This window comes from Pseudonocardia sulfidoxydans NBRC 16205 (assembly GCF_007989085.1).
In the GTDB taxonomy this organism is placed as follows: Bacteria; Actinomycetota; Actinomycetes; order Mycobacteriales; family Pseudonocardiaceae; genus Pseudonocardia; species Pseudonocardia sulfidoxydans.
Genome location: NZ_BJVJ01000006.1, coordinates 1 through 13,998, shown reverse-complemented (window position 1 = coordinate 13,998; position 13,998 = coordinate 1). Strand labels below are relative to the sequence as shown.

Annotated in this window: 13 protein-coding genes; all 13 read left to right on the top strand. The window is 71.6% G+C overall.

All coding sequences use genetic code 11. The features are described from left to right. Nucleotides 1–156 precede the first annotated feature (156 nt). Complete coding sequence (locus PSU4_RS04880) at nucleotides 157–1,272, top strand: NDMA-dependent alcohol dehydrogenase (RefSeq protein WP_147102824.1); 1,116 nt, start codon at nucleotides 157–159, stop codon at nucleotides 1,270–1,272. 9 nt (nucleotides 1,273–1,281) lie between these two features. Further along, a complete protein-coding gene (locus PSU4_RS04875) occupies nucleotides 1,282–2,253 on the top strand; it encodes a R2-like ligand-binding oxidase (RefSeq protein WP_186816747.1) in 972 nt (323 codons plus the stop codon). Continuing rightward, nucleotides 2,213–3,184, top strand: a complete 972-nt coding sequence (locus tag PSU4_RS04870; RefSeq protein ID WP_147102820.1) for an oxygenase MpaB family protein — start codon at nucleotides 2,213–2,215, stop codon at nucleotides 3,182–3,184. Before PSU4_RS04875 ends, PSU4_RS04870 begins: the two co-directional genes overlap by 41 nt. A 118-nt stretch (nucleotides 3,185–3,302) precedes the next feature. Continuing rightward, nucleotides 3,303–4,349, top strand: a complete 1,047-nt coding sequence (locus PSU4_RS04865) for an ABC transporter ATP-binding protein (protein ID WP_147103082.1) — start codon at nucleotides 3,303–3,305, stop codon at nucleotides 4,347–4,349. Beyond that, nucleotides 4,346–5,125 carry an MlaE family ABC transporter permease gene (locus PSU4_RS04860; RefSeq protein WP_147102819.1) on the top strand — a complete coding sequence of 260 codons (780 nt, stop codon included), beginning with the start codon at nucleotides 4,346–4,348 and terminating at the stop codon, nucleotides 5,123–5,125. The genes PSU4_RS04865 and PSU4_RS04860 overlap by 4 nt, the downstream gene beginning before the upstream one ends. After that, the gene (locus PSU4_RS04855) at nucleotides 5,125–5,967 is read left to right on the top strand and encodes an MlaE family ABC transporter permease (RefSeq protein ID WP_147102817.1); all 843 of its coding nucleotides are present in this window, start codon (nucleotides 5,125–5,127) and stop codon (nucleotides 5,965–5,967) included. The genes PSU4_RS04860 and PSU4_RS04855 overlap by 1 nt, the downstream gene beginning before the upstream one ends. Continuing rightward, a complete protein-coding gene (locus tag PSU4_RS04850) occupies nucleotides 5,964–7,325 on the top strand; it encodes an MCE family protein (protein WP_147102815.1) in 1,362 nt (453 codons plus the stop codon). The genes PSU4_RS04855 and PSU4_RS04850 overlap by 4 nt, the downstream gene beginning before the upstream one ends. Continuing rightward, entirely contained in the window at nucleotides 7,322–8,461 is a 1,140-nt protein-coding gene (locus PSU4_RS04845) for an MCE family protein (protein WP_147102813.1), read from the top strand. The genes PSU4_RS04850 and PSU4_RS04845 overlap by 4 nt, the downstream gene beginning before the upstream one ends. After that, nucleotides 8,458–9,423 (top strand): MCE family protein, encoded by a 966-nt coding sequence (locus tag PSU4_RS04840; RefSeq protein ID WP_147102811.1) that lies wholly within the window; start codon nucleotides 8,458–8,460, stop codon nucleotides 9,421–9,423. The genes PSU4_RS04845 and PSU4_RS04840 overlap by 4 nt, the downstream gene beginning before the upstream one ends. After that, complete coding sequence (locus PSU4_RS04835; RefSeq protein ID WP_307724772.1) at nucleotides 9,417–10,688, top strand: MCE family protein; 1,272 nt, start codon at nucleotides 9,417–9,419, stop codon at nucleotides 10,686–10,688. The genes PSU4_RS04840 and PSU4_RS04835 overlap by 7 nt, the downstream gene beginning before the upstream one ends. A 35-nt stretch (nucleotides 10,689–10,723) precedes the next feature. After that, nucleotides 10,724–11,959, top strand: a complete 1,236-nt coding sequence (locus tag PSU4_RS04830; protein WP_147103078.1) for an MCE family protein — start codon at nucleotides 10,724–10,726, stop codon at nucleotides 11,957–11,959. After that, nucleotides 11,956–13,182: an MCE family protein gene (locus tag PSU4_RS04825; protein WP_147102809.1), complete on the top strand. Its 1,227-nt coding sequence runs from the start codon at nucleotides 11,956–11,958 to the stop codon at nucleotides 13,180–13,182. Before PSU4_RS04830 ends, PSU4_RS04825 begins: the two co-directional genes overlap by 4 nt. A 64-nt stretch (nucleotides 13,183–13,246) precedes the next feature. Beyond that, nucleotides 13,247–13,807, top strand: a complete 561-nt coding sequence (locus PSU4_RS04820) for an Rv1363c family protein (protein ID WP_147102807.1) — start codon at nucleotides 13,247–13,249, stop codon at nucleotides 13,805–13,807. The last annotated feature ends 191 nt before the right edge of the window (nucleotides 13,808–13,998 follow it).

Genomic DNA, 13,998 nt, shown 5'->3' with positions numbered 1-13,998 from the left:
CCCCGGACCTCTCGTGAGCGGCGATAGTCGCTATAGCGACTATCGCCGCTCACAGGCCGCGCAGCGGCTTCCCGGACGGGTGATGGCACCCGCGGGACAGCGCAGGCGCGGGCGAACCGGTGTGCAAGCGCCGTGACGGGGGTCATGCTTCCCGCCATGCGGACGACGGCAGCGGTGCTGTGGGAGGTCGGGGGGAAGTGGGAGGTCGGCGAGGTCGACCTCGACCCGCCGGGCCCGGGCGAGGTTCTCGTCGAGCTGACGGCGAGCGGCCTCTGTCATTCCGACGAGCACCTGGTGACGGGCCAGCTCCCGGTGGGCCTGCCGGTCGTCGGTGGCCACGAGGGCGCGGGCCGGATCGCCGCGCTGGGCGAGGGCGTCACCGAGGTGGCGGTGGGCGATCCCGTCGTGCTGGCGTTCCTACCGTCGTGCGGGCGGTGTACCTGGTGCGTCCGCGGCATCACCAACCTGTGTGACGACGGCGCCGGCGCCACGCTGGGCCCGCAGCTCGACGGGACGTACCGCTTCCACAGTGACCGGGCGCAGGGCGAGGACATCGGACAGATGTGCCTGCTGGGGACGTTCTCGAAGCACACGGTGGTCCCGGTCAAGTCGGTGGTGCCGATCGACGAGGGCTTCCCGCTGCACCTCGCGGCGCTGGTCAGCTGCGGCGTGACGACGGGCTACGGCTCCGCGACGAGGACCGCCGACCTGCGGGTGGGCGACACGGCGGTGGTGATCGGCGTCGGCGGGGTCGGGGCGAACGCGGTGCAGGGCGCACGGATCGCGGGCTGTCGCTACGTCGTCGCCGTGGATCCGGTGGAGTTCAAGCGGGAGAAGGCGACGGCGTTCGGCGCGACCCACACCGCCCCCGACCTCGACGCCGCGTGGGAGATCGTCTCGGAGATCACCCGCGGCCGCCTCGCCGACGCCGCGATCATCACGACGGGCGTCGCCGAGGGCGAGATGGTGCAGCCGGCGCTGGAGCTCGTCGGCAAACGGGGTCGGGTCGTCGTCACGGCGCTCGCGCCGCACGAGCAGGAGACGGCGACGATGTCGCTGCTCGACCTCACCGTCTACGAGAAGCAGGTCAAGGGCGCGATGTTCGGCAGCGCGAACAGCCAGCACGACATCCCGCGCCTGCTGGAGCTCTACAACCTCGGGCAGCTGAAGCTCGACGAGCTGATCACGGCCGAGTACGCGCTGGAGGAGGTCAACCGCGGCTACGACGACATGCGCGCGGGCCGCAACATCCGCGGGCTCATCAGGTACTGAGGAGTGGGAATGCGCAGCATCGAGCACGGCAAGCGCAACGGCTTCGCGAGTTTGGGGAAGGGCGGGCTGAACCGGGACTCCTTCCCGATGCGCCTGTTCGCCAAGGGCAACGCCCGGCACTGGAACCCGGCCGACATCGACTTCTCCCAGGACGCCCGCGACATCGCCGCGATGACCGACGACGAGCGCTGGTGGACCTTCGCCCTGGCCGCGCAGTTCATGGCGGGGGAGGAGTCGGTGACCCAGGACCTGCAGCCGTTCGTCGCCGCGATGGCGGCGGAGGGGCGCCTCGCCGACGAGATGTACCTGACGCAGTTCGTGTTCGAGGAGGCCAAGCACACGGACGCGTTCCGGCGCTGGTTCGACGCCGTCGGGATGACCGACGACCTGCACTCCTACATCGAGTTCAACGAGCACTACATGCAGATCTTCACCGAGGAGCTGCCCGCGAGCCTGTACGCGCTGGCCGACGACCCGTCGCCGCGCAACCAGGTCCGGGCGTCGGTGACCTACAACCACATCGTCGAGGGCACGCTCGCGCTCACCGGGTACTTCACGTGGGCGAAGATCTGCACGAGCCGCGGGATTCTGCCGGGGATGCAGCAGGTCATCAAGCACATCGGTGACGACGAGCGTCGCCACATGGCGTGGGGGACGTTCACCTGCCGCCGTCACGTCGCCGCGGACGACGCGATGTACGACGTGGTCGACGAGCGGATGCAGGAGCTGATCGTGCCGTCGATGGGCGTCGTCACGGGGACGTTCGACAAGGTCGAGGCCGACGGTGGGCAGGTGCCGTTCGGCGTCGACATGAACGAGCTGGCCGAGTATGCGATGGACAAGCTGGGCCGCAGGCTGGGTGCGATCGAGTCGGCGCGCGGCGCCGATCTCGCGGTGATCGACGTCGACGCCTCGCCGGAGGCGCTGGAGGAGCGGTTCCATGTGGAGGACTCCCGTGAGCTGGCTGCGGCAGCGATATGAGCGCAGGGACGCGCTGGCGCTCCTGGATCCGGAGACGGACTTCCACGAGATCTACCGGCAGCTGTCGCTGTACGAGTTCCCGTGGGACGTCAACCAGGCGTTGAACTTCGCCCTGTTCCGGACGTACGCGGTGCCGTCGATCGGGAAGCTCCTGCACACGACGGGGGAGTTCACCCGCCGCGTGCAGAAGCGCTACGACGACACGGGCCTGTTGCTGGAGGCGGTGCTGGAGCACGGCTTCCACGGCGAAGGAAGAGCGGCCGTCCGCCGGATCAACCGGATGCACCGCTCCTACGACATCTCCGACGACGACATGCGCTACGTCCTGTCGACGTTCGTGGTGACGCCGATCCGCTGGCTCGACTCCTACGGCTGGCGGCGGCTGACGGAGGCGGAGAGGGCGGCGTCGGCCAACTACTACCGCGAGCTCGGCCGGCACATGGGCATCCCGGACATCCCGGCGACGTGGCGGGACTTCGAGACGCTGCTCGACGAGTACGAGGCCGCGCACTTCGCCTACGACCCGGGGTCGCGTTCGGTGGCCGACGCGACGCTGGCGCTGCTGGCGACGTTCCCGCCGAACCACCTGGCGCCGCGCCCGGCGGTCGACGCGTTCGCCCGGTCGTTGATGGACGCGCCGCTGCGACGGGCGCTGGCGTATCCGTCGCCGCCGAAGGTCGTGGAAGCCTTGTCGCGCACCGCTTTACGCCTGAGAGGGCGGTTCGTCCGGTTCATGCCGGCGCGGACGGAGCCCAGCATGTTCCGGGATCTCCCGGGGGTGCGCAGCTACCCGGCCGGGTTCACCGTCGAGGGACTCGGGACGTTCCCGATGGGGTGTCCGGTGACGCAGGGCGGCGACCGCTCCGGCACCCGGCCGCAACACGCCCTCCGTTCGGACCAACTTGGCGACGGGACCACAACTCGCCAGTAACCCACCACGACCAGCCTCGTTGACCGGTTGTCGGTAGCCGACTGCGCGCTCCCCAAGCACCCGCGGCGGCTCCCCGCGTTCACAGTCGAACGGGATCGGTCGAGTGGAGGCGCATCACGTGCCGGGTGTCGAGGTGAAGGTCGACGGCCTCTCGAAGTCCTTCGGCCGCGCGAACATCTGGTCCGACGTGACGCTGACGCTCCCGCCCGGCGAGGTGAGCGTGCTGCTCGGCCCGTCGGGCACGGGCAAGTCGGTGTTCCTGAAGACCCTGATCGGGCTGCTCAAGCCGGAGAAGGGCTCGATCGTCATCCACGACACCGACCTCGTGCGGTGCTCGGAGTCGCGGCTCTACGAGCTGCGCAAGCTGTTCGGGGTGCTGTTCCAGGACGGCGCGTTGTTCGGGTCGATGAACCTCTACGACAACATCGCGTTCCCGCTGCGGGAGCACACGAGGTTCGCCGAGTCGACGATCGCCGACATCGTCGCCGAGAAGATGGAGATGGTCGGCCTTACCGGCGACGAGAAGAAGCTGCCCGGGGAGATCTCCGGGGGGATGCGCAAACGGGCCGGACTGGCCCGGGCGCTGGTGCTCGACCCGGAGATCATCCTGTTCGACGAGCCCGACTCGGGTCTCGACCCGGTCCGCACGGCCTACCTGAACCAGCTGATCATCGACCTGAACGCGCAGACCGACGCGACGTTCCTGATCGTCACGCACGACATCAACACCGCGCAGACCGTCCCGGACAACATCGGGATGCTCTACCGCAAGCACCTCGCGATGTTCGGGCCGCGGGAGGTCCTGCTCACCAGCGAGGAGCCGGTCGTCGCGCAGTTCCTGAACGGGCGCAGGCAGGGTCCGATCGGGATGAGCGAGGAGAAGGACTCCGCGCAGGCCGAGCGTGAGCTGGCCGAGGCGGGCGAGCTCGACGGGCTGCCGCCGCTGAAACCGCAGCTGGAACCGTCGGCGGGGCTGCCGCAGCGGCGCGCCGTCGGGAGGCGCCGGGAGCGGGTCGAGTCGATGCTGCACACGCTGCCCTACGCCGCCCAGGAGGCGATCCGGGCGTCGTACACCGACGAGGCGCCGACGCAGTGGATGCCGGCCGTCGACCAGCCCACCGTGCAGATGCCTGTGGTGGACGAGGGGTGGCACCACCGCTCATGACCTCCCCGACGCCCGTCTCCCGGGCGCTGACCCCGGTCGGCAACCTGTTCGCGCTCGGCGCGTCGGTGCTGCGGATGACGTTCCGGCGGCCGTTCCAGCTGGGCGAGCTCATCGAGCAGACCTGGTTCGTCACCAAGGTCTCGGCGCTGCCGACGGCGCTGTTCACCATCCCGTTCGGGGCGACGATCGCGCTGCTGCTGGCCGAGCTGACCCGCCAGTTCGGGGCACAGAGCCAGACGGGCGCGGGCAGCGTGCTGGCGATCGTGCAGCAGGCCGCGCCGATCGTCACCGCGCTGCTGATCTCCGGCGCCGGCGGCAGCGCCGTGTGCGCGGACCTCGGGGCCCGCACCATCCGCGAGGAGATCGCCGCGATGGAGGTGCTGGGCATCTCACCGATCCAGCGGCTCGTCGTGCCGCGGGTCCTCGCGATGACGGTGACCGCGGTGGTGCTCAACGGGTTGGCGACGGTCGTCGGCGTCGGTGGCGGCTACTTCTTCAACGTCGTGGTGCAGGGCGGGACGCCGGGCGCCTACATCGCGAGCTTCTCCGCGATCGCGCAGGTCTCCGACATCGTGGTGTCGGAGATCAAGGCGGCCCTGTTCGGGTTCACGGCCGGTGTCGTCGCCGCCTACCGCGGGCTGAACCCGCCGCCGGGCGCGAAGGGCGTGGGCGACGCGGTGAACCAGGCCGTCGTCATCTCCTTCGTGCTGGTGTTCCTGATCAACCTCGTGCTCACGGCCCTGTACCTGCAGATCGTCCCGCCGAAGGGCGTCTGATGGCCACCTCGTTCGGCACCCGGGCCCGGCGCGCGATGCGCGGTCCGCTCGACCAGCTCGAGGAGCTGGGCGACCAGCTGTCGCTGTACGCGCGGGCCATCGCGTGGATCCCGCACACGCTGCGCCGCTACCGCACGGAGATCGCCCGGCTGCTGGCCGAGGTGAGCTTCGGGTCGGGCGCGCTGATCGTCATCCTGGGCACGGCGGGCGTGATGGCGGCGCTGTCGCTGTTCGTCGGCTCGCTCGTCGGCCTGCAGGGCTTCCGCGCGCTCGACTCGCTCGGTGTCGAGGCCCTGACCGGCTTCATCACGGCGTACTTCACTACCCGCGACATCGCGCCGCTGGTCGCCGCCGCGGCGCTGACCGCGACACTGGGCGCGGGGTTCACCGCCCAGCTCGGCGCCATGCGGATCTCCGAGGAGGTCGACGCGCTCGAGGTCATGGCGGTGCCGAGCGTGCCGTTCCTGGTGACGACGCGCGTGATCGCCGGGATCGTCGCCGTCGTCCCGATGTACACGATCGGCCTGCTGGCCAGCTTCGTCGCGTCCCGGCTCAACGTCACGGTGGTCAACGGGCTGCCCGGCGGCACCTACGACCACTACTTCGACCTGTTCCTGCCGGTCAGCGACGTGCTGTTCTCCTATCTGAAGGTCATCGTGTTCGCCGCGGTGATCATCCTGATCCACTGCCACTACGGCTACCGCGCCAAGGGCGGGCCGGCCGGCGTCGGTGTCGCGGTGGGCCGGGCCGTGCGGCTGTCGATCGTGTCGACGGCGATCCTCGACTTCTTCCTGACGCTGGTGATCTACGGGACGTCGACGTCGGTGCAGGTGGCCGGATGAGGTCGACGCGGAAGGTCCTGCAGGGCGTCGCGTTCGTCGCGGTGATGGCCCTGCTGGTCGGGCTGGCCGTCGCGAAGTACGCGGGGGCGTTCCGGTCGGGCGTTCCGGTGACGCTGCAGGTCGACAAGGCGGGCACCCAGCTCGCGGCGCGGGCCGACGTGAAGGTCCGCGGGATGGTCGTCGGCCAGGTCGACGACGTCTCCACCAGCGGCGGCGTCGTCACCGTCAGCATGAGCCTCGACCCCGACACGATCGGCGCGGTCCCGGCGGGGGTGTCGGCGCGGCTGCTGCCCAAGACGTTGTTCGGTGAGAAGTACGTGTCGCTGGTGCCGCCCGCGGCGTCGACGGGCCGGTCGTTGCAGGCGGGCGACGTCATCCCCGAGGACCGCAGCCGGACGGCGCGGGAGCTCGAACGCGTCCTCGACGGGCTGCTCCCGCTGTTGCGCGACGTCGAACCGCAGAAGCTGGCGACGACGCTGGGCGCGCTGTCGCAGTCGCTGTCGGGTCGCGGCGAGGAGCTGGGCCAGACCCTGGTCCAGCTGAACACGCTGGTGAAGGGCCTGAACCCGAGCCTGCCCGACCTGACGGCCGACATCACCCAGCTTGCCGACTACGCCGACAACCTGAACGGCGCTGCGCCCGACCTGCTCGATGCCCTCGAGGACCTGACCACGACGAGCCGGACGCTCGTCGACGAGAGCGCGAACCTGCGGGCGTTCGCGTCGTCGGTCACCGGGGCCTCCGACGACCTGACCGGCTTCCTGCGCGCCAACGGCGACGACATCGTCGCGCTGTCGGCGTCGAGCCGCCCGACGCTGGAGTCGCTGGCCCGCTACGCCCCTGAGTTCCCCTGCTTCTTCCAGCAGATGGCGGGGCTGGTCCCGTTCGCCGACAACGCGTTCGGCAAGGGCACCGACCGCCCGGGCATCCACATCACGCTGGAGATCACCAACAACAAGGGCAAGTACACCCCTGGCGAGGAGCCCCGCTACCTCGACGACCGGGGCCCGCGCTGCTACCCGATCACCTACCCGGGCGCACAGTCGCCGCCCGACGGCCCGTTCCGCGACGGGTCGCGGCCGTCGGCGCCGCCGGTCGGCAACCCCGTCGGCACCCCGGAGGCGTTCGGCGTGAACACCTACGGCTCCTACGACGGCAGCCAGTCCTGGAAAGGCCTACGCACCAACGAGCCTGCGTCCTGGCGGACGGACATGGGCCTCGCGAACTCGCCCGCCGACCGGCAGATGGTCTCCGAGGTCGTCGCCGTGCAGCAGGGCATCTCGCCCGCGCAGGTCCCGGCGTGGAGCAGCATGCTCGTCGGCCCGCTCTACCGGGGCAGCGAGGTGACGCTGACGTGAGTCGGATCCCCGTCGCACCACTGGTCAAGTTCCTGGTGTTCGCCCTGGTCACCGCCCTGGCGACGACGGTTCTGGCGTCGACGATCGCCAACTCCCAGGGCGGGGAGCGCACCGCCTACAGCGCCCGGTTCACCGACGCGTCGGGCCTGCTCGCGGGCGACGACGTGCGGATCGCGGGTGTCGTCGTCGGCACGGTCGACTCGGTGGAGATCGTCGACCGCCGGTTCGCCCACGTCGGGTTCAGCGTCGACTCGGCCCAGCGGCTGCCCGGCTCGGTCACCGCGGCCGTCCTCTACAAGAACCTCATCGGGCAGCGGTTCCTGTCGCTGGACCGCGGCGACGGGCACAACCCCGTGCCGCTGCCACCCGGCGGGGAGATCCCCGTGCAGCGCACGACGCCGCCGCTCGACCTGACCACGTTGTTCAACGGGTTCCAGCCCCTGTTCGCGGCGCTCGACCCGGAGCAGGTCAACACGCTCTCGATGGAGATCGTCGAGGTCCTGCAGGGCCAGGGCGGCACCGTCGACAGTCTGCTGTCCAGCACGGCGTCGCTGACCAGCACCATCGCCGACCGCGACCAGGTGATCGGGCAGGTCATCGACAACCTGAACGCGGTGCTGCAGACGGTGTCGGACAACGACCAGCAGCTCGACGACCTCATCGTGTCGCTGCGTGAGCTGGTGTCGGGGCTGGCAGGGGACCGCGAGCCCATCGGCGCCGCCATCGCCTCCCTCGGCGACCTGACCACCACCACGGCCGGGCTGCTCGAGGAGGGCCGGCCCGCGTTGAAGCAGGACATCGCGTCGCTCGGCGACCTGTCCGGCCGGCTGAACCAGGCCGAGCCGACGATCGAGCACTTCCTGCAGTTCGCCCCGTACAAGCTCAACAAGCTCGGCCGGGCCGCCAGTTACGGCAGCTGGTTCCAGTTCTACCTGTGCGGGCTGTCCGGGTCGGTCGGCATCGGCGGCCTCGTGCCCGCGCAGGAGCTGCCCGTGTTCGCATCCGACGCGCCGCGCTGCGGGCCCGACCCGTCCGGCTCCGGCGGCGAGAGCCCGCCGCTGCTGCCGGCGCCGTCGAACCTGCCGATCCCGACGCAGGTGCCGGACCTCCCCGTCCTCGGGGGTGGTGGCCGGTGAGGCTCGTGCAGCGGCCCGTCGCGCTCGCCACGATCGGCATCGTCGTGCTGCTCGTCGCCGGGCTCGTCGCGTTCAACGGCCCGTCGCTGTTCGGCGGCACCACCTACTCCGCCGAGTTCACCGAGGCCGCGGGCCTGCAGCCGGGCGACAAGGTCACCGTCGCCGGCGTCGAGACCGGGCGGGTGCGCACCGTCGAGCTCGACGGCGACCACGTCCTGGTGACGTTCCAGGTCGACGACGCCTGGGTCGGCGACCGCACCACCGCCTCCATCGGCATCCGCACCCTGCTCGGCGCCAAGTACCTCGCGCTCGACCCGCAGGGCGGCAACGACCTCGACCCCGACACGGTCATCCCGCGCTCGCGCACCGCGTCACCGTTCGACGTCGTCGAGGCCTTCAACGGGCTGTCCGGCACCCTCGACCAGCTCGACACCGGCCGGCTCGCGAAGAGCCTCACCACGCTGGCCGACACGTTCCGCGACACCCCGCCCGAGGTCCGCGGCGCCCTCGACGGCCTCACCCGGCTGTCGACGACCATCGCGAGCCGCGACGACCAGCTCCGCAGCCTGCTCGCCGGCACCCGCACCCTGTCGACGACGCTCGCCGACCGCCGCGGCGACATCGAGGCCCTGCTGTCCGACGGCAACCTGCTGCTCGGCGAGCTGCAGCAGCGTCGCGACGCCATCTCCCGGCTGTTGTCGGGCACCCGGGCGCTGGCCGAGCAGCTGCGCGGGCTCGTCGCCGACAACACCGAGCAGCTGCGGCCCACCCTCGAAGCCCTCGACCGCGTCGTCGACGTCTTGGCGCGCAACCAGGACAACCTCGCCCAGGTGCTGGAGAAGGAGGCCGTGTTCGTGCGGCTGTTCGCCAACGCCGTCGGCAGCGGCCGCTGGTTCGACAACTACATCTGCGCGCTGCTCCCGACACCGAGCATCGGCCCGCTCAACCCAGGGGGATGCTGACCATGCCGGACTGGGCCCGGGACAAGTCGCGGATGCAGCTCGTCGCGCTCGTGTCCGTCGTCGCCGTGCTGCTCGCCGCCGGCATCTGGCTGATCTCGGGCGAACCCGGCCGCAAGATCACCGCGTACTTCACCAACGCCTCCGCCCTGTTCGACGACAACTCCGTCCGCGTCCTGGGCGTGGCCGTCGGCACCATCGACAAGGTCACGCCCGAGGACACGCAGGTGCGCGTCGACATGACGATCACCGACGACGACGTGAAGCTGCCCGCGGACGTGAAGGCCGTCGTCATCTCGCCGAGCCTGGTCACCGGCCGCTACGTCCAGCTCACCCCCGTGTGGACGTCGGGCCCCGCGATGCCCGACGGCGCCGTCATCCCGCTGGAGCGCACCGCGGTCCCGCTCGGCGTCGACGACCTCAGCCGCACCGCAACCGAGCTCGCCCGCGCCCTCGGCCCCGACGGCGCCAACAGCTACGGCGCGGTATCCGACGCACTCGACGTCGGCGCCGCCAACCTCGCCGGCAACGGCCAGGCCCTCAACGACACCATCCACAACCTGGGCGACCTGTCGACGACGCTCGCCGGCTCCAGCGACGACCTGTTCGGCACCATCACCGAGCTGCAGAAGTTCACCGAGACCCTGAAGAACAGCGACGGCACCGTCCGCGAGTTCGCGGGCCGCCTCGACTCCGTCACCAGAATCCTCGCCGACCAGCGCGAGGACCTCGGCTCCGCATTACGTGACCTGTCGCTCGCCCTCGGCGAGGTGCAGCACTTCATCGCCGACAACCGCGAGGCGCTGAAGTCCAACGTCGACAAGCTGACCGACGTCACCGGGGTCCTCGCCGACGAGCAGCGCGCCCTGGCCGAGATCCTCGACGTCGCACCCACCGCCGTCGGCAACCTCGCCAACACCTACAACGGCGCGTCCGGCACCCTCGACACCCGCGCCAACATCAACGAGCTGTCATTCCCACCCGTGCTGTTCCTGTGCACGATGCTGCGCCGCTCCGGCCCGGTCCCGGCCAACCTGACCGACGCCTGCAACGCCCTCGAACCCGTCATCTCCGGGGCGGTGCCGCTGCCCGGCGCCGCCGCCGTCATCACGTCGCTGCAGCAGGGGACCGTGCCGCCGTTCCCGGCGATGGCCGTGCCGATCGAGCCGCCACCCGGGCTGGCACTCGCGCCCGCCACACAGCCACCCCCGACGACCACCGAGACGGCCCCGGGTCTGCTCCCCGGTCTGCTCGGAGGTGGCCGGTGAGAGGCCGGTTCGTCGCGCTGCTCGGCGCCACCGCCATGCTGCTGTCGGGCTGCGGAGTCCTCTCCGGTGGGCTGCGCGGCGTCGACCTTCCCGGTGGTGCCGACCTCGGCGACGACCCCTACTCGGTCACCATCCGGTTCGCCGACGTCGCCGACCTCGTCCCGCAGTCGCTGGTCAAGGTGGCCGACGTGCCCGTCGGCAGCGTGTCCGACATCCGCGTCGACCCGCAGACCTGGGACGCGCTGGTCACCGTGAAGGTCAACCGCGGCGTCACCCTGCCCGGCAACAGCCGCGCCACCGTCCGCGCCACGAGCCTGCTCGGGGAGAAGTTCGTCGAGCTCGCCCCGCCCGCCCAGGGCGCCACCGGCACCCTGCGCGACGGCGCCACCATCCCGATCGCCGCCACCGGCCGCGCCGCCGAGGTCGAGGAGGTCCTGGGCGCGCTGTCGATGCTGCTCAACGGCGGCGGCGTCGGCCAGATCAAGACGATCTCCACCGAGCTCAACAAGGCACTGTCGGGCAACGAGCCCGAAATCCGGTCGCTGCTGACCAACCTGGACACCCTCGTCGGCACCCTCGACACCCACAAGTCCGAGATCACCCGCGCGCTCGACTCCATCAACCGGCTGGCAGCCACCCTCGCCGAGCGCCGCGGCCAGATCACCGACGCCCTGCAACAGCTCGGCCCCGGCATCCAGGAGCTCGCCGACCAGCGCGAACAGCTCGTCGACATGCTCAAGGCGCTCGACCGGCTCTCCGGCGTCGCCACCGACGTCGTCGACCGCAGCCGGGACGACCTCGTCGCCGACCTCCGCGCCCTGCAGCCCACGCTCGCGAAACTCGCCGAGTCCGGACAGGACCTGCCCAACTCCCTGGAGATGCTGGGCACGTTCCCGTTCACCGACGCGGCCGTCCCCGCCTTCGCAGGCGACTACGCCAACCTCTACGTCCGCGCCGACCTCGACCTCAAGGACCTGCTCGACAACCTGTCCCGGTCGCGCGAACCCCTCATCGGCCCCGACGCGCCCCTGCTGAACCAGCTCCCCGGGACGGCCGCGCTGCTCGCGCCGCTGCTCGGCGGCGACCCGGACCGGCCGGCGTTCCCGCTGCTCGGTGACGTCCTGACACCACTCACGCCCGACACCCCCCAGACGTCGCCGCCCCCACCGCCGCCCGCCGACGCCACCACCCCCGGCCCGCCGCCCGGCACCACCACGGCACCCCCCGGCGGCGGCGGGCTGCTCGGCGGCATCCTCGGAGGTGGCCGGTGATCACCCGCACCGTCCGGCTGCAGCTCATCGCGCTGCTCGCCGTCACACTGCTCGGCGTCGGCTACGTCGGCGTCCGCTACGCCGGACTCGGCAACGTCTTCGGCGCCACCACCTACCCCGTGACGATGAAGCTCGCCGACTCCGGCGGCATCTTCTCCGGGGCCGACGTCACCTACCGCGGCGTCAGCGTCGGCCGCGTCGGCGACCTCACCGTCACCCCCGACGGCGTCGACGTCCGCCTCGACATCCGCAAGACCGCACCGCAGATCCCGGCCGACCTGCGCGCCGCCGTCCGCAACCTCTCCGCGATCGGGGAGCAACACGTCGACCTCACCCCGCAGACCGCCGGCGGCGCGATGCTCGGCGCCGGCTCGGTCGTCCCCGTCGACCGGACGTCGGTCCCGGTGCCGGTGGACGACCTCGTCACGAGCCTCGACGACTTCGTCCGCTCCGTACCGCTCGACTCCCTGCGCACCGTCGTCGACCAGCTCGGCACCGCCTTCACCGGCACCGCACAGCCGCTGCAGCAGCTGCTCGACACGTCCCACGAGTTCACCGGCGCCGCCGTCGACGCCCTCCCGCAGACGACCGCGCTGCTCGCCGACGGCCGCACCGTCCTCACCACGCAGAACGACATCTCCGGCCAGTTCACCGACTTCAGCCACAACCTCGCGCTGCTCGCCGCCCAGCTCGAGACGTCCGACCCCGACCTGCGCCGGCTCATCGAGGCCGGACCCGGTGCGGCGCAGCAGGTCAGCGCGCTGCTGTCGGAGAGCGGCAGCGGGCTCGGCACCGTCATCGACAACCTGCTGACGGTCAGCCGCGTCGCCGAACCCCGCCAGGCCGGGCTGCGGCAGCTGCTCGTCACCTACCCCGGCGTCGTCGCCAGCGGATACACCACCGTCCCCGGCGACGGCACCGCCCACCTCGGCCTCGCCGTCAACCTGTTCGACCCCATCGTCTGCGCCAAGGGCTACGAGACCACCCAACGCCGCCCCGGCAACGACGTCGCCGAGGTCCCCGTCAACGCCCACGCCTACTGCGCCGAACCGCCCGGCAGCCCCAGCGACGTCCGCGGCGCGCAGAACGTTCCCCGCGCCGAGACACCCAAGCCGCCGCCCGGCACCCACCGCGGCGGCGCCGCCCAGACCCTGCCCGCGGGCTCCGACCCCGACCCGTGGCGCATCCCCCTGACCACCCCCGCGCAGATCCTCGAACCATGACCGCCGAGGAACGCGCGGCCGCAGCCCCCGATGGCCGGCTCCCCGCCGCCGGATGGAGTGCCCGATGACGACGCACGCCCCGGAACGACCCACCGACGACAGCGAGCAGCCTCCCGCGCCGCCCCCGGAACGGATCCGCCGCGCACTGTCGATCGCCGTAGCCGTCGGCGCGGTCCTCGTGCTCGTCGCCGGGGTGCTGTGGATCGTCGCCGCCACCAGCGGCACCACCCGCCTCGCCGAGGACCGCGACGCCGCGCTCGTCGCCGCCCGGCAGGCCGCCACCACCGTCACGTCCGTCGACAAGAACGACGCCGACGGCACCCTCGCCCGCTGGGAGTCCGTCGCCGCCGACGCCCAGCTCGACGAGTTCCGCACCAGCCACGACCAGTACGCGCAGATGATCGGTCAGTTCCCGGCGAGCGCACACGGCACGGTCACCGACGCGGCCGTCGGAGAGCTCGACCAACGCGCCGGCACCGCCCGCGTCATCGTCGGCATGGACGTCGCCCTCGACGACGGCGGCAAGACCCCACCGACCCGGCAGCGCCTCCAGATGCAGATGAAGCGCACCGACGACGGCTGGAAGGTCGTCAAGATCGCCCCGGTCGGCGGCGCGACCGGCTGAGCCGTCCCGTGCCCCGAGGTCGACCGACTCCCAGGAGGTCACCGACATGCCCCCGACCCACCGCCGCCGCCCCACCGGCACCCGCACCCCCCGCGTCGCGGGCCGCGTCCCCGCGGGCACGACCCCGCGTGCGGCCGACGGCCGTGCCGAGACGTCCGCCCCCGAGGCCGGCGCCGACCCCACCCGCCCCG

Excerpts from the sequence above, each read along its gene's own strand:
- PSU4_RS04875 (WP_186816747.1), top strand. The coding sequence starts at position 1,282 with ATGCGCAGCATCGAGCACGGCAAGCGCAACGGCTTCGCGAGTTTGGGG.
- PSU4_RS04870 (WP_147102820.1), top strand. The coding sequence starts at position 2,213 with ATGTGGAGGACTCCCGTGAGCTGGCTGCGGCAGCGATATGAGCGCAGG.
- PSU4_RS04855 (WP_147102817.1), top strand. The coding sequence starts at position 5,125 with ATGGCCACCTCGTTCGGCACCCGGGCCCGGCGCGCGATGCGCGGTCCG.
- PSU4_RS04820 (WP_147102807.1), top strand. The coding sequence starts at position 13,247 with ATGACGACGCACGCCCCGGAACGACCCACCGACGACAGCGAGCAGCCT.
- PSU4_RS04835 (WP_307724772.1), top strand. The coding sequence starts at position 9,417 with ATGCTGACCATGCCGGACTGGGCCCGGGACAAGTCGCGGATGCAGCTC.
- PSU4_RS04830 (WP_147103078.1), top strand. The coding sequence starts at position 10,724 with ATGCTGCTGTCGGGCTGCGGAGTCCTCTCCGGTGGGCTGCGCGGCGTC.
- PSU4_RS04850 (WP_147102815.1), top strand. The coding sequence starts at position 5,964 with ATGAGGTCGACGCGGAAGGTCCTGCAGGGCGTCGCGTTCGTCGCGGTG.
- PSU4_RS04860 (WP_147102819.1), top strand. The coding sequence starts at position 4,346 with ATGACCTCCCCGACGCCCGTCTCCCGGGCGCTGACCCCGGTCGGCAAC.
- PSU4_RS04880 (WP_147102824.1), top strand. The coding sequence starts at position 157 with ATGCGGACGACGGCAGCGGTGCTGTGGGAGGTCGGGGGGAAGTGGGAG.